At 42.4% G+C, this 18,718-nt stretch carries 11 protein-coding genes and 1 other annotated feature; of the genes, 2 read left to right on the top strand and 9 right to left on the bottom strand.

Annotated features, from left to right (window positions below; translation table 11 throughout):
* Positions 1-7 precede the first annotated feature (7 nt).
* Positions 8-793 carry a hypothetical protein gene (locus DWW85_RS06600; RefSeq protein ID WP_117808077.1) on the bottom strand — a complete coding sequence of 262 codons (786 nt, stop codon included), beginning with the start codon at positions 791-793 and terminating at the stop codon, positions 8-10.
* Between the two features lie 1,120 nt (positions 794-1,913).
* Positions 1,914-2,167 (top strand) — a binding site (T-box leader).
* 151 nt (positions 2,168-2,318) lie between these two features.
* On the opposite strand from DWW85_RS06600, the gene DWW85_RS06595 reads away from it, so the two are divergent.
* A complete protein-coding gene (locus tag DWW85_RS06595; protein ID WP_021944668.1) occupies positions 2,319-3,533 on the top strand; it encodes an aminotransferase class I/II-fold pyridoxal phosphate-dependent enzyme in 1,215 nt (404 codons plus the stop codon).
* A gap of 93 nt (positions 3,534-3,626) precedes the next feature.
* On the opposite strand, the gene DWW85_RS06590 is transcribed toward DWW85_RS06595, so the two are convergent.
* The 5 genes from DWW85_RS06590 to DWW85_RS06570 form a co-directional block, all read right to left on the bottom strand.
* Positions 3,627-4,445, bottom strand: coding sequence for a PD-(D/E)XK nuclease family transposase (locus tag DWW85_RS06590; protein ID WP_117808076.1), 819 nt, complete (start codon positions 4,443-4,445; stop codon positions 3,627-3,629).
* Positions 4,446-4,654: 209 nt separating this feature from the next.
* Positions 4,655-9,133, bottom strand: coding sequence for a hypothetical protein (locus DWW85_RS06585; RefSeq protein WP_117808075.1), 4,479 nt, complete (start codon positions 9,131-9,133; stop codon positions 4,655-4,657).
* On the bottom strand, positions 9,120-9,845 hold the full coding sequence (locus tag DWW85_RS06580) for a DUF6063 family protein (protein ID WP_008402483.1): 726 nt from the start codon (positions 9,843-9,845) through the stop codon (positions 9,120-9,122). Before DWW85_RS06580 ends, DWW85_RS06585 begins: the two co-directional genes overlap by 14 nt.
* Positions 9,846-9,866: 21 nt before the next feature.
* Positions 9,867-11,504, bottom strand: a complete 1,638-nt coding sequence (locus DWW85_RS06575) for a hypothetical protein (protein ID WP_117808074.1) — start codon at positions 11,502-11,504, stop codon at positions 9,867-9,869.
* Between the two features lie 125 nt (positions 11,505-11,629).
* The gene (locus tag DWW85_RS06570) at positions 11,630-11,821 is read right to left on the bottom strand and encodes a transcriptional regulator (RefSeq protein ID WP_008402480.1); all 192 of its coding nucleotides are present in this window, start codon (positions 11,819-11,821) and stop codon (positions 11,630-11,632) included.
* Positions 11,822-12,322: 501 nt separating this feature from the next.
* Between DWW85_RS06570 and pap the strand changes: the two genes are divergently transcribed.
* A complete protein-coding gene (pap, locus tag DWW85_RS06565) occupies positions 12,323-13,795 on the top strand; it encodes a polyphosphate:AMP phosphotransferase (RefSeq protein WP_117808073.1) in 1,473 nt (490 codons plus the stop codon).
* Here the strand turns inward: pap and DWW85_RS06560 are convergent.
* From DWW85_RS06560 to DWW85_RS06550, 3 genes are all read right to left on the bottom strand, one after another.
* Positions 13,792-16,551, bottom strand: a complete 2,760-nt coding sequence (locus DWW85_RS06560) for a CDP-glycerol glycerophosphotransferase family protein (RefSeq protein ID WP_117808072.1) — start codon at positions 16,549-16,551, stop codon at positions 13,792-13,794. The two genes, pap and DWW85_RS06560, sit on opposite strands and share 4 nt — an antisense overlap.
* Before the next feature lie 115 nt (positions 16,552-16,666).
* On the bottom strand, positions 16,667-17,755 hold the full coding sequence (locus DWW85_RS06555) for an NAD-dependent epimerase/dehydratase family protein (RefSeq protein ID WP_021944663.1): 1,089 nt from the start codon (positions 17,753-17,755) through the stop codon (positions 16,667-16,669).
* A gap of 111 nt (positions 17,756-17,866) precedes the next feature.
* A complete protein-coding gene (locus DWW85_RS06550) occupies positions 17,867-18,679 on the bottom strand; it encodes a LicD family protein (protein WP_117808071.1) in 813 nt (270 codons plus the stop codon).
* Between the last annotated feature and the right edge of the window lie 39 nt (positions 18,680-18,718).

Raw genomic sequence — 18,718 nt, 5'->3', positions numbered from 1 at the left:
TTTTTAATTAATGCTGCTTAACTTCCGTTTTTACTCTGTAGATAGCTTTCTGAAATGCAATAATGTTATTCATACCATATTTTTTTACGCTAAGTCTGATGCGTCCACCTGCATATTCGATCACTAGCCATTTCTTGATCAAAACAAGGAATGTGATCAGGAATATAATTGCAACAATGATACCACTTGCCAATATACTGCCATCATCGGCTGATGAAGCTCCTATGATCGAACCGATCAGAATCAGTATCGCAACGATCAGAATGGAATATGGCTTGTTATCTGTTATCTTTGTACCGGTAATATCTGCTGCATCTACAATCTCTCTTGTAGATATCCGGTTGATCAGTCCTTCCCGGTGATTGTAATATAATCGTTTATCTGTAAGTACTGCCTGCTCATTTTTTAACCCCTCACCCGAAATCAGATTCAGAACCATGCCATTGCTTAATGTTGCAACCGGCGTTTCACCTTTTTCAACGAATACCTCGTCAAATACATCTCCGGATACCTGACTATTGTAATAATTGTTCTCCGACGATGTCGTCTGCTGTGACGTCTGCGTATAATAATTTGTATTATATGGATTTGCCTGTGCATTGTTATAATAGGCATTCTGCTGATAGTATGCATTATTCTGTGCATTCGTATCATATGCTCCATATGTATAGCCCTGCTGTGCTCCATACACATTCTGTGCTGCAGCTGTATTCGGCTGCGTCTGTGTCGCTGTTGCCGTGTTCTGTGTCTGTCCGGTCGTTTCCTGAACATTATTGTTTTCATTTGTAGCCATTTTCTCGTCTCCTCTTCTTTGTAATAAAATGTCCTTATGCAGGTCTTTCAGCTTTCGCTTTCTCTAATATTTAATATAGTCGTTTGCAAAAACAAACGCAAGCGGCTACACTGTTTATTTTGCAAAATCCACTTACAGATTTTCTGCCGCTATTTATATGACAGATCATGTGAACTAAAAGTTTTAAAATATTTGAAACCGGATCAATTTAAATACATACAAAAACCCAGATGCATAAGCACCTGGGTCTTTGTATGTATTTAATTTTAGATTATTGTCGAAGTATTCTGTAAATATTCGAGGTTTCCACACCCGCCATATAAAACGCCATTTTATATAAAATCTATAAATAAATTCTACTGAAGGATGAGCAATTATGTATGCTCCCGATGCAACTGCATCATTCAAATTTTAGATGTATGGTACAATATTTCAAAAGATGTGAAATGTTATACCGCAATGGTACATATTATATAAACTCCTGCTTATAACGAATCTAAACAAGTGGCATCTGTAACAGTCACTGCCTGAACAGATACTATGTTGTACCAATCCTTCCAACAACTTCTAAGCGTCTATGTGATATAGCCTAATGCCCTTGAAACACTACCTATATCTTGTGTTTTGAACAATCCTAGCAGAACATAATCGGTAATCTAATACCTACGTCCCGATACTTCAATCTATGCCGAACCGGCATCTGTGTGGGGACTTGTTTCAAGTTATATCGATAAGGCATCCCGTGTGGAAACAACTTCCCAATCATGTATGCTGCTATGATAAAACTGTTCTTCAATTGTATCCAACGGAATCTCCTCCTTCCTTGAACTTCTGGAAAACACCTTTTACTTTTGACCAGTTTCCGTGTACCGGACCTCGATCTGTTTATCCAGGTGGCATCTGTTTGATGACCGTTCTTTAATGTATCTTTATTATATGTGATAATACCCATTTTGTCAACATTATTTTTTGACAATTTAATCATTTTATTGTATTTATTTTGTCTTTTTGTATTCAAATGTTGTATTGTAGTATTAATTGTATATATTTTTTAAACAATTATAATTCCATAAAAATTAAGTTGACTTTTCCCCTGTGCAGTGCTAGACTTTTAGAAAAATCAAAGGCTATGACAGGAAGGAGTACTTAAGCAAGTGTTACTTCAGAGAGCAGGCGGCTGGTGTGAGCCTGTAGAACATCTTAAGGAAGCAGTCCCCGAGCTGTGATTGCGAAATAGGTTTTAGATTAGCAGTCAACGGAAGGTTCCACGTTACAGGAACAACGGTTAAGAGATCTGGCCGTACAGAGTGCAGGAAGTTTTTCCTGAAGTTAGGTGGTAACACGGACTATAAAAATAATAAGTTCGCCCTAAGCAAAATTTATTTGCTTGGGCTTTTTTATTGTCATCTTATAAAGTCCGGCAAATTCCCATAACAACAGTTTCCTGTACAAGAATGGATTCTTAAGGTTGCTTAACTTCCGGTTTTGGGAGCCGGATAAATTCTTATAAAGAGAGGTATATCGCATGAGAACATACGAAAAATCAACGAAACTCGATAACGTTTGTTATGACATAAGAGGTCCTGTTATGGACGAAGCAAACCGCATGCAGGCAGCGGGCATTGATGTTCTGAAACTGAATATCGGAAACCCTGCACCATTTGGTTTTCACGCACCGGATGAAGTCATCAAAGACATGTCTTACAATCTGAGAGACACCGAAGGATATTCCGATTCCAAGGGCTTATTCTCCGCAAGAAAGGCTATCATGCAGTATTGCCAGTTAAAGCATATTCCAAATGTCGGAATTGACGATATCTATACCGGAAATGGTGTAAGTGAACTGATCACCATGTCTATGCAGGGACTTTTAAATAATGGAGATGAGATTCTGGTTCCTTCTCCTGATTACCCATTATGGACAGCTTCTGTCACACTGGCAGGCGGTACTGCTGTTCACTATATTTGTGATGAACAGAGTGACTGGTATCCGGATATCGATGATATGAGAAGTAAGATCACTCCAAATACAAAGGGTATCGTCGTGATCAATCCAAATAACCCAACAGGTGCCTTATATCCAAAGGAGATTCTGGAACAGATTGTTGATCTTGCAAGAGAATTCGATTTGATCCTGTTTGCAGATGAAATCTACGACAGACTGGTTATGGATGGCAGAAAGCATGTTGCACTCGCATCTCTGGCACCGGATGTGTTCACGATCAGCTTCAACGGTCTGTCCAAATCCCATCGTGTAGCCGGTTACCGTATCGGCTGGATGTGTCTATGCGGCAGAAAGGATCATGTAAAAGGCTACATCGAAGGTCTGAATCTTCTGTCTTCAATGCGTCTTTGTTCAAATGTTCCTGCACAGAGTATCGTTCAGACTTCTCTGGGCGGTTATCAGAGTGCCGATGAACTCCTGCTTCCGGGCGGACGAATCTACGAACAGCGTGAATATATCTACAATGCCCTTTGTGACATTCCCGGTGTATCCGTTGTGAAACCAAAAGCTTCTTTCTACATATTCCCGAAACTGGATCAGGAGAAGTTCCATATCAAGGATGATGAGAAGTTTGCCCTTGATCTTCTCCGTGAGAAGAAGATCCTGATCACCTGTGGTACCGGCTTCAACTGTACAGACCCGGATCATTTCCGTATCGTATATCTGCCAAATATCGTGCAGCTTAAAACCGCTATGGGAAGAATTGCTGATTTCTTAAGCTACTACCACCAGTAAATCAAAAAAAGATTAAACCGCCTCCAGCCCTCATAAATAAAGGGCTGGAGGCGGTTTTTATCAACACGTTTTGTCCTATAGATCTATCTTAATTTATGAAACAATAAACACATCACTATAGTATTGTTCTGCTTGCTCCCTGGTCAGATCATATCGTTTCATTATTCTTTCAATGGTTTCCTTCTGATCAAGTCCACATTCATCATAAGTTTCAATCGCTTCATAAATTCCTTCTCTACGTACAAAAGCTGCAAATTCATCTTTCATATAACCATCCTCCTTTATACTGTTCTTCACATGTGTAAATTTGTTATAAGTATTTGGAAATTTATCCTTATCAGCGACTGTTAATTGCTTTTTTTGAAATAAAGTCATTAAATCCGATATCTTACTTCCATCCTTTATTTCAGTATTTACATAAATTTCTGTCAGTCCATTATCAACAACGCTTCCCGTTTCCAGAATTGTATTCTGAGCATGATATATCGTTCGTCCCTTTCTGAAAATATCAAATTCAGAAATATATATAATACATAATGTCTGAACATGATCAAACGAATCGCCTGGCTCTGAATTATTTGCTGTTATTACAGACGCATGAAACCGAACCCTTTTCACATGATTACAATTCATAGATCGTTGTATTTCTATATTAAATACATTATCTTCTTCTCCTATAACATATGCATCCATTCGAATTGAACGGCCCGCAAGATTGCGGATACTTTTTTGAGCAATCAAAGAATCTGGTTTAATTTTGAGTTCAGCATTATTGAAAATTGTTTGAAGAAGTTCTTCTATAAAAAGAGGGTCTTCACACATAACCTCAAACATTGCATCATTCATAATTACCAGCGAAGAAATAAGTTCCTGTTTTTCACTGTCAGTATGTCTTTTCTTTTTTCTATTCATTATATTACGCTACCTTTTTCATGTCAAAACACATCTAATATTGTTATTTGACAAGTTTCTTCTTTCCGGCACCTATATTGTCGACAGATTCAGCATAACAGAAAAATAATCAAAAAAGACACTAATGTAATAAACAGCATGTCTCAATGTAACTTTCGGTAAATTTATGTAAAAATCTTTGATTATAACCACAAATAAAACAAATACCATTATATAAAGTCAAAGGTTGCCTGCTGGTAGGTGATGTCCTGATATTCCAGTTCCTCCTGCGAGGTCTTGCTGGTGTAATCGACAACAACCGTCTGCTGGCGGTTACCGACCATCTGCTGACCAAGAACGTAGTTCACATCAAATTTGCCGGTGATCGCCGGAGTTGCGCCACGGGCAGGAACGATCAACTGCACATGATTAGCTGCAAGCATGGCAAAGATCGGCTCCCAGATATATACATCCTTTGCCGCGCCAAATGGGTTATCAATAAAGATCGTCTTTGTAGAGATCTCACCCTCCGCGCCATAAGAATACATACCTGCAATATAATTGATGATCGCAACCAGGAACTGAATGTAGATACCCTGTGACTGTCCGGTACTACCAACCGCTTCTTCATAACGAAGATACCGGCTCTGCTCCTTGATACGCTCTCTCTTATATAGTTTCAGCTTGATCGCATTCATGTCTGTGACCATTACGCCAAATAACCGCTTCAATGCAAGACAGTCACGGATATAACGGACACGCTTCCTCTCATCCTCATAGGCATCTGCGCCCTTTACGATATCGTCAATATAATCAGACATACGCTGTGCAAGGAATTCTTCTTTCACATATGGGATCGTCAGATCAACCATACGGATGACTTCTTCTCCAACGGTGATCTTCGATAATTTTGGAAGCTTCTCAAGCTCGGTCTTTACATCCATACAACGCTGTAAACACTGACTGCAAAAATTCTCCTTGATCGCAACCATATCTTCGATTCCTTTTTCCACTCTTTCCTTTTCCAGATCGATATAGGAAATGATCTGTAACAGGCTTTCAAGTAACGCCTTTGCATCATAGTAGTTTTCAGGTATGATGACATCTCTGCGGATCGTTTCTGCCATCTCGAATACACCCATTTCACTGAGTGCTTCCGCTGTCTGTCCCTTGAACCGCATCAGTTCATTTCTTGTCTTTTCCAAATTCTTGCGACTTCTGTCATATCGTAACAAACTGGTCTCAAATGCCTGTCGCAGCTCCTCTTTTCCGGCTTCTAACAGCTTACCATTTTCTACATTGATGTCATTTGTATCTACGATACGTTTTACATCTTTATAAAGCTCGATCATATAGCCCTGCTCTTTGTTACAGGTCTCATATTTCTCTGCTGTCTTCTTATAACTCTGTTCCAGCTCGGCAAGGATCTGATCGCCCTGTGCGATCGCCTGCTCTGCTTCACTTAAAGAAATCTGTTCTTCTACATATGCATCTTCACCATAAGTCTTTTTCAGACTGGCAACCGCATATTCGATATTTCCTTCCAATCTGCCGGAAGCCTTTGATACATTCTTCAGTTCTTCCGCCATGGATGCTGATACCAGTTCCAGACGCATCAATTCATCAGAAAGTGCCTGTAACTGCTGTTCAGATGTGGTAAATAACTGTGTCTGTGCTTCCAGATCCGAGAGTTTCACGCCACGCTTCTCGATCGTATGCAGGATACGATCCATTGACTGTGACAATGCCTGAACCAACTTCTTCTTATCCTCTACATCCGGTGCATTTTTATTTGCTACTGCATACATCGCCATAAATTCTGTCTCCAGCACTTCATCAGAGATCGTAAGGATCTCGATATCCCGTCTGGATACATCTTCCGTTTCCTGTCCAAGTGCCACCTGAATCTTCTGCTTTGGATCCAGTGACACATCCACTTTGCCATCCTCCAGGTAATAAGGTTTGAAGTAATTCTGCCATTTATCCTGTATATCCTGAATACTGTTTGCGATCGCAAGCATCCGTGCCTCCGTCTCGCTCACAGTTGTATTCCATCTGACTGCATCCCGCTTCAGCTCCTCGATCTGTCCGGTGATCCGCTGTTCTTTCTGAACATTCTCCGTATAACGGGATTCTTCCTCAACTGCCAGATCAGAAAGCTCCTTAATACGAAGCAGGATTGATTTGTCTTCCTCCAGCTCATGCAGCTTTTCTTTTACGGATGCCTCATCTTCTTTCTGCTGGGTGATCCGGCTTGTCCGTTCTGTTATACGATCCTGAAGCTCACGGACCTCATCCTTTTTATTTAACAGATCCTGATTCAGCTTTCGTTCGATATCTGCCGCATCCAGGTGCCTCTCATCTGCCAGATGACTGACAAATGCCAGATCTTCCCGGTAGGTCGCAAGCTTCTCATCGATCATGGATATCTCATCCTCAAGGCCACGGATCTGGATCGTCAGTTCTTCCTTTAACGATTTCAGAATCTCATCATCTGTAAAATATTCTCCTTTTCTGCAGACCATAACGGCATTTTCGTTTATGGTAACTGCCTTTTCAGACAGGTCATCCATATCGTAGATCAAAACCATTTCATTGTCTGTCTGAATCGAATCCAGATTGATATCCTCTGCAATATCAGCGAAATTCTTCACGACTACTCCATACGGAAGTGCCCCGTTTTTCTTCAAGATCTCCGTCCGCTGCTCCGGCTTAAGTGCTGCCAGATAATCAGCTCCGTGCATCGCCATATGTCCATGTCTGGTCACGATATAATCAATAACTGCCGATGCTCCTGCACTTGGTCCGAATAAACGTCCGGATTCCAGATATTTGCGTCTTGCAAGCTGTCGGTCAATCTCCTGTTTTCTGATGACCGTCTCGGTCAGCGTTCCTGTGATCCTTGCATTGATCGCATCTATGATTTCTTCTGCTTTCTCTACACTATATACCGCCATAATGCTTTCTAACTTCTTAGCTGCCTGACGATATTCCTCTGCATCCAGATGGCTTGTCTCATATTCTTTTTCCAGTGTTTCCAGACTGTTTTCCGCAAGTGACAACCGGTAACGGTCTTCAAATACCTGCTCCTGATCTTCCCGTATGCTCTCTGCAAGTGCCTGTAAGGATGCCTCAAATTCTGCTGCCTTTTCTTCGGATGCTTCGATCACGTTTGCCGCATCCGACACAACAAGCAGGGCAACCTGTGAGGTCAGCTCGGATATCTTGTTATTTAAGGACTGTAATTTGTCCGAAGCCGCTTTCCGATTATCCCCGGATACAGCCAGATCGATCTCGCCCTCTTTGATACATTTCATGCAGTAATCAGCCTCTTTCACTGCATACTCATGCGACTGTTCGACCTCTTCCTTTGCCAGAAGAAGCTCTTTCAAACGCGCATCATCCCGAAGCTTTCTGTTATAGGCATAGACCGTCATTTTCTCACGGTCTGCCCCGGTATTCTGTAAGATATGATCGATGATCTTCTGATTCTCGGATAACTGTTTTCTGTCTTCCAGATAACCCAGATAATCATTGATACTTTCTTTCATATTCATATCCTGCTTTAATGCCGATACCTGTCGTTCATTTTCAGCAAGATTTGCATTTAACTGTTCTGACTTATCCCGGAGCTCCTGCAGACGGAAACCATCTCTGGTGATCTTCAGATTCTCCAACCGCTTCTTCTGGCTTTCCTTCTGTTCAAATGCAGTCTGTTTTGCCACAAGCAGTTCTTCCAGATGTTCATTTTCTCTCGATGTCAGTTCTTTTCCCGTCACATAGATATCCGCAAGCTGCCTTGTGATATCTTCGTGTGCCTCGTACTGGTTAATACAGGAATTGACCTTTGCCTGCAGGACATTGATCAGCTCGATCTGATGATCGAAGTTCGCGATATCCCGTTTCTTCTGTGCCAGCACGTTCAATTTATCCTTAATATCAAGCAGCGTTTCTGCCATCGTGCTCTCATCCCCATCCCTACCGGTACGGGTCAGAAATGCTTTCTCTATGATCTCCTCGATCAGCAGATCTTCTACTACTTTTCTGGTCGTCTTATAATTCGTCTCAAAATAAGTACGGACATGACCCTCTGTCTTATTGATTCCACGGATGATCTCCCAGTGGCTCTCATGCAGACCATATTCGCTGATGAACCGCTGGTACTCCCCTTTCCGCTCAAATAAGCGCACTTCAAGGCTCATATCCTTATGTCCAAGCTCCTTAATGTAGGATTTTAGACCACTGTATGTAATTCTTTCATTACCATTTGACAATGGAAGATTAATGATATCGTTCTTATTATAATCCCGATAGAAAATGCAGTAATTGAAATACTCGATCGCCGCCGTCTGTCCGTCCTGTGATGCTCCCTCGTCGGATTCCTTTGCTTTCCTGGCACAGAAGCCGGTCGTCATGTAGCGGTATCCATCCTTGATATCCGCGTCGTCTAATTTCCATTCGATCAGGGAATGAATAGTCGTATTGCCGCCACCATTCCGGAATAATTTCTCGATCGGCTGCTTATCATCTAACGTACAATTCGGTATCAGATTCTGAAGCAGAAGAAGCATCAGCACACTCTTTCCTCCACCGTTTGCAAGGTCATAAAGCGTGTTCTTGCCATACATACGCATCGAAAAATCATCGTACTGCTGTGTACCAAAGTTGTATTTTACATTATTTACCCGTATTCGGTTAATGCACGGCATCCTCTTCACCTCCAAGCAGCTGATACAGACGTCCCCTGTATTCTTCAAAATAATTCTCACATAACGCCTTGAACCGATCGGTCGGATAGTAGCGTTCTTCGTTCTCGACAAATAATTTCTGGCTGACCATAAAGTTAAATGTCAGCTTCACATAACCGGATTTGGATGCCTTTGACGCCTTCGTCTTTTCTCCGTCATAGACTGCATGACTGACTGCCGGAAGCTCATCCCACAGCAGCCCAACCGCTTTAAAGCTCTCTGCCCCGACATCCTCTGCAGAAAATACAGACAACCGCTTCGTCACATCTGCCAGATATTTGTCCGCCTCTTCGATCACCTTTTCCGGCTTGATAAATTCACGGAACTGATAGCTTCCGGAATCTTTATAAAAATACAGCAGGATCACATACATGAGGAAATAGCACAGGAACAATTCTTTATTCAGCCGCAGTCCAAGTATGCGCTTCATATCGTCATTTGTATAACCAAATACCCGGTTGCCTTCACCCGGAGTGATATAAAGTGCTTCGTTGTATTCGTAAATACTCAGATTCAGTTTCTTTAACAGATTGCCTACAATCTCGTAGACCTCTGCATTTCCATAATAATCTTCGTACAGAGCACTGTTTTCTCTGCTTGCTTTCGCGATCGTTTCGCCCTGTATCAGTCTGGCGTAGATCTCAATCGCCTTATCCAAATTTCTGCTGTCCATCTTTTTTCCTCACATGTATTTTTATTGCAATTCAAATATTATGTTCGTAACATACATATCTGCTCCAACCGGGATCTCCTCAGTGCTGTCAAAGGTCAGCGTGAAGCGCATATCTTTGTATGGCTCAAATGAGATATCCGGAGCATAAGCATCTTCCGAATAAATATCCGGTACGCTTACGGTTGAAATGCTGTCGGCTGTAGCCTGTGGCATCTGCTGCTCTCCGATGCTGTCCCGCACCTTCTGATATTCCCGAATACTGTCAACTACCAGCTTTTCAAGCATGGTATCCTGCTTCTTTAACATCCGTCTGATATCATATTCCTTCTTCTGTGCCAGATGGGTAAGGAATGCGTAATAATCGGCATTCTCATAGATTTCTTTTCCAAATCGTATCTCTAGGAATCCGTTGAATTCTTTCAGGCTGAGCTTCTTCCAGCGGGCAAGCACATCCATCAGTTCAAAGAATAACTTGCCATAGTTTCTGCCGGAGCGTTCTTCTTCAATCTCGTCCTCGTAACGGAAGTTCGCATTTACATCTTCTTTCTTTGCTGTCACCATCTTCGCCTCATCCTCTGATTTGAGCGTAAGAAGATTGTCGATCGATGTCATCGAGAACGACTTCGTGATCGCCGGTGCAAATAAAGGAGCAAGAATCATGCCCATCTTATCCGGCCGATCCCCCCTGATCATCTTCTGTAATTCCTTTTCAAAATCAAATACCGGACGCAGACGCTTTAACTTCGCCTTCTGAATAATGTTGTCCGATATATTCTGTAATTCCATGGTGCTGTTGATCAGATTTCCATGCTTTAATATGGTCTTCTTCAATTCCAGCTCCAACTGACTGATCTCATCCAACAACGTAGAACCTTTTGTCAGATGGTCAAAGTTCGCTTTCGCAACTGCCTTATCGACCAGTGCCTTGTTCTTCGCAAATAATTTCTGTTCCTCGGAAAACCATTTGCCAACCGTCTTCATATATTTCTCATAAGCTTCTGCCCCGGCAAATACATCGTAAGAAAGCAGATCTACGATATCGTCTTTTTCTCTTACAAGCCGGTTCACTTCGCTGTTGATCCGCTTGACAACCTCGATACCTCCCTTGAAATTCTCTCCGGTGATCATCTTCTCAAGCAAAACCTGTTCTACATTGATCTTGCTCTCGTCCTTGATCTCCTTGGTATCAAGATAGAATTCTATCCCATCCGCAGTTATGTAATAGAGCACTTTTCCATCCGTGATCCGGCTGTCGATCAGTCTGACACGCCCGGTCTTCTTCTGCTTCTTACCCGGATCGTAAAATGTAAATTCAAATGCTTTTCCATCATTTCTGATCTTGTCAAATATATATAAGATCAGGTCTGCCATATCCTCGTCCTCGATCTCAATATCGAAATCACGGATCAGTAGCTCTTTTATAAATGCTTCACACTGGGGATATGTGATGTCCCTCTCGTTGAAGTTGTTTTCCTCAATAAAAAAACGCAGTACCGCCATGGTGATATATCCCATATCCAGACTGTTATATCGTCCATCCCTGTACTGTGTAAATGCAGTTTCCGATAACACAAAAAACGGGTAGTATTTTCTTAAGTTATACATTCTCGCATTATGTTCTTCGATTATGTCATTGATCATCACGTACTGCTTTGCCACTGTTTCTACTCCCTGTTTTGTGTGCTTTATTTTCTGTTTTTCTTAAAAAATCACGGACACATAACATGCCCGTGATTTTTCAATACCTATTCGCCCATCATCTGTTTAAAAAATAATTACCTGAATCAATCCTGCTTTGCAAGATTTTCTTTGTCTACTTTGTAAACCATAAGACGAAGAAGATAGTATGGCATTCTTCTATTTCCAAGTTCCCAGTCCTGTACAGTTCTATACGGTATCTCGAAATACTCAGCAAATTCGCGTCTGTTCATTCCTGTAGACTTTCTTAATTCTAATAATTCTTCACCTGATGTCATAGTCTGTGTCCCTCCTGTATCATTCCTATGTGCATTCTTTCTGAAAAAAAAAGAATGCTTTCATTCAATATTATTTCAAAATTCAGCACAAAATAAATTCTACAAGAATCCAACCCTAACCTCATGTATATTCTACAATATAACGGTCGGCATGACAATAGAATTTGTTAACACATTAAAAAATTTTTTTATATGCGTGTCCTTTAGATAATTTAAACATTTTGTCCATTGACTTTATGATATAACCGGAAAATAATGAAATTAATTTTTTATATTATACATTGATATGCATGGGATACCTTTAACATTACCAATCAGGGGACGCTTCCGCTCGTTTCCCCGCTGTGTAACTTCGAACTAACCTCGGATAAACCTCGGTAAGGTCTCAGTTAGGTCTGCAACGGTCCTTAGATGCCCCTGTATTGGTAAGTTAAGATATCCCAACGCATAATTCACACAATATAAAAAATTAATTTCATTATTACACAGGGGGTGTTATGTATGTTGAATAATCGAATTATGAAGGAAAAGCCATCGGACGAGGAAATGAATACACGGTTAAAGGCTTTGCAGAAAAAGCTGGCGGCGCAGACGCTGGCTGTCCGGGAACACAAGCTTCCGGTCATCGTTCTGGTAGAAGGCTGGGGTACTTCCGGCAAAGGCAGTCTGGTCGGACGGATCATCAACAATATCGATCCACGTTTTTACCGGGTTGCATCGCTGGAAAAGGTCAGAGAAGAGGACAGGCGGAAACCATTTCTCTGGCGATTTGTAAAAGAGATACCGGAAGCCGGCAATTTTGTCTTTATGGATTCCGGCTGGATGGATCAGCTTACGCGTGAATACGCACACAAAGAATTGTCAAAAAAAGACTACGAGCTTCGAATTGCCAATGTTCGGAGATTTGAACGACAGCTGACCGATAACGGCTATCTGGTTGTCAAATTCTTCCTGAACATCTCGAAAAAAGAACAGAAGAAACGGATCCGGACGCTTGCCGATGATCCTGCAACCAAATGGAGAGTGACCGATACTGACCTAGCACAGAACAAACATTATGACAAATACATGGACATCTTTGACAAATTCTTAGATGCTACCGATTCTTCCCGCGCGCCATGGTATATCATCGATGGCTGCTCCAAGAAATGGGCGGAGCTTCAGGTTCTGGAAATCCTGACCGAGGGAATCGGTGTTGCCCTACAGAATCATTCACTGGCAGTTCCGATCCCGCAGAATGTATTCCCTCTTATGGACATGCCGAAGCTGTCAGATATCTCTTTACGGGACAAGACGATATCTGATGAAGAATATTCCAAACGTCTGAAAGAATTACAGGGAAAACTTCGAGAGCTGCACAACAGCATTTACCACAAAAAGATTCCTGTCATCATTGCATACGAAGGTTGGGATGCTGCCGGAAAAGGCGGCAATATCAAGCGTGTAACGGAAGCATTAGATCCTCGCGGTTACGAAGTATTTCCGATCGCAAGTCCTCTTCCGTATGAAAAATCCCGACATTTTCTCTGGCGTTTCTTCACCAGGCTTCCACGCTCCGGTCATGTAGCTATCTTCGACCGAACATGGTATGGCAGAGTCATGGTAGAACGGATCGAAGGATTTTGCAGTGAAAATGACTGGAAACGTGCTTACAACGAAATCAACGAATTTGAAAAAGAACTGTATGACTGGGGTGCTGTGATCATCAAATTCTGGATACAGATTGATAAAGACACCCAGCTTGAACGATTCACGCTGCGTCAGAATACACCGGAAAAACAATGGAAGATCACAGATGAGGACTGGCGAAACCGTGAAAAATGGGATCAATACGAAACAGCCGTCAATGAAATGCTGCAAAAAACAAGCACCACCTATGCTCCATGGCACATCATCGAATCAGTCGATAAAAAATATGCCCGGTTAAAAACCCTGGAGATCATAGTTGATGCTATAGAAAAAGCTATATCTTAATGAATCTTTGTCTTCTGGTAGTCGATCATGACATCATAGATCCGTTCACAGTTGTCATGGTCGTCAAACCGGAAGAAATCATCGGCACGTCTGCGGTACTCCGGTTTCATCTCGCAGTTATTCTGCATATAAGAGATCAGAACATCGATCAATTCGTCGTTGTCCTCGCAGATCTCGCCAAATCCCATCGTATCATAGTGGAAGGTTCCTTCCTCATAATGCTTCGGTATATCGTGATGGTGCAGATAGACCACCGGCTTACGCATATAAGCGAAATCAAACTGAACGCCGGAGAAATCCGAAACCATCAGACTGGATTCCCGGAACACCTTCTCATAATTGACACCGGAATGTCCATGAACGGCAACCGCCGGAATGATCTCTACCGAATGATTCTTATCAAAATCATCGATCTGCGGGCTGACGATCGGATGAAGTACATAGACGATCTTATAATTATATTTCTTTGCCGCAGCGATCAGACGCTCATCATTAATAAGGCTGTTATATACCTGATAATAGGTTGTCTCCTTAAAAAGTGGATTGTAGTCACGGCTCACACCCTCATTCTTTGTAACCGGAACTGCTGCCTGCATCCGCCAGGTCGGAGATAACAGGATCTGCCGTTTATCTTCATTTATGAGTCCATCATAACGCGGTACTCCGGTCAGCTTCAATGCATCATAACCCTCATAGCCGTAGATCGGCTTCGACAGATTTTCAATCTCATATTTGGATGCACAGAAATACAACCGTGTATTATCTCTCAACCGGTTCTGCGCAACTGCAATCTTCTGGATAGACATACCATGCTGGACACAGGCTACATGGAAGTTCATCAGATCACGGATCAGTGCCGAATTGATCGTACCGAAATCATTAAATGCGTAGACGGTAGAGTTTGACACAATCACCATATCCGCATACAAAAATGCATACCGGTGCTTGATGCTTCTCCGTTTGACCGGCTTCATACCTTCGCGTTCCAGACGTGCATAATCTTCCGATGCTCCATCTGCCAGATAATAGCATTTGATGCCATCCTTCTTGCTTCTTGCATATTTGTACATGTATTCTGCGGAGTCCCCCGCCTTATATATCTTATCAAAAAAGAGCCAGATCGGACGATGCTTTAAAACCGGCTTTGCCTTTAAGAACGCCCGGACAATGATGAACTTAATAACCTTCTTCTGTCCGGTTGCAAACATATCCCGCCATAACGTCAGTTCTCTGCCTGCGATCTTCCCATGCTTTACCGGATCAACCTTCATGATATTGGCTTCTGTCTTATACATATACAGCTTCTTATTGATCTTCCAATAGCTGTGACGGAAACGGTCACACAAACGGCTGAAATGAGAATCGAATTCCAGAGTGACCGGAAGATCCTCTACCGACATTCCCATCGTTTCACCATTTTCAAAGACATCCGCCCGGACTCTTGTTACATAAGCCAGTTCTGTTTCCTGTCCATATGGAAGCTCCACCCGGATCGTAAATGCCCGAAGCTTGAAGATCGACATGCCAAATGCTTTTGTATGTGCATACCGCTCATTATATTCTGCCGGATAGAAGCGGTCACCGACCAGAACACCAAACTCTGCTCCATTCATCAAAAGAATAGGCGATAACCGTCCTTCGATCGTAAGCTCTGTGTGATCCTCCATATCTTTATTGTCCATAAACTGAATGTCCGCCGTCGGCTTCGTAAGCTCTCCAATCTGGATATCATTATAGCTGTAGCAGCCATCTGTAAAATCAAATTCCAGACCGGTGTCCTTATACTTTAAGATCAGCAATACCCATACCAGGCAGTCTTCATTCTTCATATCCACATGGTATCCCTGATTCTCACAAATGATCGAATCATCTATATAAGAGAGCACTTCCCCAAGCCTCCACAAAAAAGCCTCGCCGTCGGTCTCTTCAAATAAATGCTTGTTCAGGTTATCGAGATTTGCCTGGATCATATATTTTACAATGAACAGTGCATGCTGCATAACAAGCATCTGCAGGGTTTCCTGATGGATGGACATTTCCTTTAACCATTCGATCAGCTGATCAACGGTATCCTTATACCATGCCCGGTCATAGATTCCTTCAAAAAAGGTCTTATCCCCTTCAAAGCTGTTTTTCAAAGTATAGTCAACACCATCGATATAATAGAGTTTCTCATCCAGACAGGCTCTTGCCTGAACCGCAAGCAGCCATTTTAATACCGGAAATGATCCCTTTACCAGAACGTCCTCCAATGTATGCGCAGGGCCTCCGAATGTCACATTTGCATCCTGTCCGGCATTCTGTATTCCGGCAGAACTACCCTGTATTCCAGCATCTGCGATCTCCATTAACTGATTTAACAGGCTTCCCTTAAACACCATACCGAATGGTGTAAATCCGTGCAGGAATCTTAAAATCTCCGTAGAGATCACCCCATTTGTAAGCTGCTCATAGACACCATGAAATTCCTGATCTCTGTCCAGCTTCTGTGCAAGCCAAGGCGCATGCTTTCCTTTCTCGCGATATGCGGAAAACGGTGCATACATGATTCCCTTCTTGCTGTTCCTGCTCGGTCCGTATTTCTTCGGCAACAGAAAGATATCTCCGTTCCTGTGGTCATCAACAAAGGTCACGATACGCGCAAAATCCTCATCTGAAAGGATATCGCCCTCTTCCATCAAAAGGAACATCCCCTGCTCATCAAATTTTCCATGTATACTGAAACTGTCCGCTCCGACTACGATCCTGTTTACCAACTGCCACGTCCTCCTGTTTTCTTTATCCCAGACTTTCCTGTAATGCAAATAACTGCTGCTACCATAGAACAGATCGTCCCCTGCAGCAGCAGTTTCTGCTTATTTCTTCCAATCTTTATCTTGTATACTCCATGCTCTTCATCATGCGGGTATACATTTCCTCCAGACCGATCACCGGCTTCCAGCCAAGTGCCTGAAGTTTATCTGAATTCAAGCGCATATTTACATCCGGTGCATAGCCAAATGTCATGGCGCTTTCCGGTATGTCAAATACAACCTTGATCTCATTATTTGCCAGTTTCTCTGCAACCATCTTTGCCATATCTCCGATCGTGATATGTGCTTCCGGATGCGCTACGGTATAGGCTTCACCATCATTTCCCTTTACAAGAAGGAGCAGAATACCCATAACGGCATCTCTGGTGTAGCAGTAATTACCAACGGATTTTCCGGCTGTGTGCAGAACAATATCCGTCTTATTCATAGCAGCCTTTGCGAACTGTGCAAATACACGATTCTCTTCATAGCTGATACCTGCGCCAAATGTCTGTGACAGTCTTGCAATACGAACCGGCAGCTTATACTCACTTGCGTAAGAAGAACACATACATTCGCAGAGACGTTTGCCCTCCGGATAACAGCTTCTTGGATTGTGGATATCAATGTATCCCAGATCATCTTCTTTTACATATGGCTTTTCAGGATCCGGTGCACCAAATGCTTCCATTGATGATATATATACAACACCCTCGGACTGCTTCTCCTTACCAAGGTCTAACATATTCTTTGTACCATTTACCGCAGTCATGATCGTCTCCACCGGATAGTCCACAAAGAACTTGGATGCTGTAGGGCTTGCTGCATGTATGATGTAGTTGATCTGTACTTCTGAGATCTTCTTGCCATTTGACAGGGTTACAGTCTCATCGGTAACCGGATTTCCAACATCGCCGATCACATACACCAGCTTATCCTTTGCAAATTCATCATAGATCTTGTCTGCCTTTTCTGCATTTCTGACAAATGCATAGATCGTGATATCAGCATTCTTTACTTCGTTCATCTTAAGCAGTGCCTTTACGATCTGTGAACCAACCAGCCCGGTTGCTCCTGTGATCAGGATGGATTTACCGTATAATTTCTCATAATCTCCACCTGCATTTGCAATATACAACAGGTCCTCTTCTAAAATCTTATCTTTCATTTTTATTTCCTCCTGAATGATTTTTATTTATTTTCGTCTTGATATGGAAAACACTTGTACTATTCATGTTGTCCACCGTTTACTCTGTTCCTTATACAAATATCTATATGCTTACTCTACCTGATACATTTTGATAATGTGAGCTTTCCGGTCTTCTTCTGGCGGAAGCTTCATATAGTCGCCGTAAAGGGATGTCAGGTAATAGTCTGTACAACCCGGTGCGATCAGCTCTCTGCCGCCAAATGTCACCTTCACAGGCTTCACATATTCCTCTCTCGGCATCTTCTCCTGCGGACCATAGCCACAGGCAATGCCTCCTACATATTTGCACGATTCAAAATCATACTGCGTACATAGCCGTATCAGCTTCTTCACGGTCCGCTTCTTGCCCCAGATCAGATGTGCAAATGGCTTTAAGACCGGCTTCACGATCTTCTTGACCAGATTGCCACCCCGGCCGGTCTTCATCTTCAGATACTGTATGATCCTACGGTACCAGAGTGCTTTTTTATAGATTTTCTCAATCTCTGCATCATCATCCGGCAGTCCATCCATCGGGAAAATATCCATCCATAAATAGATGTCATATTTGTCCTTCGTATAATATTTGTCCAGTCTTGTCCTCGTATCCGCAAGCTTCGTATATGGCTCATCCAGATTGCCAAGGCTTGCTGACAGGAACTTATGCTCCGGCAGAAATGGCTGCTCTTTGATCACTTCCTGCAATCTCTCATAATCCGGTCGTGGCATCAGAATGTCGATATCATCATCCCACGGAATAAAATCCTGATGTCTGACTGCTCCAAGCAGCGTGCCGCCGCACAGATAATACCGCAGTCCATGCTTCTCACACAGATCATGAAACATGAACACCATTGTTTTCTCACGCTCATGGATATCCTCAAGCGTCAATAATTTTCTCACGTTTTCGTCTCCTCTTTTATGGTATATGCCTGCATTTGC

Source organism: Clostridium sp. AF17-21AC (assembly GCF_003461365.1).
GTDB lineage: Bacteria > Bacillota > Clostridia > Lachnospirales > Lachnospiraceae > Coprococcus > Coprococcus ammoniilyticus.
This window is presented reverse-complemented; position numbering and strand designations above follow the sequence as displayed.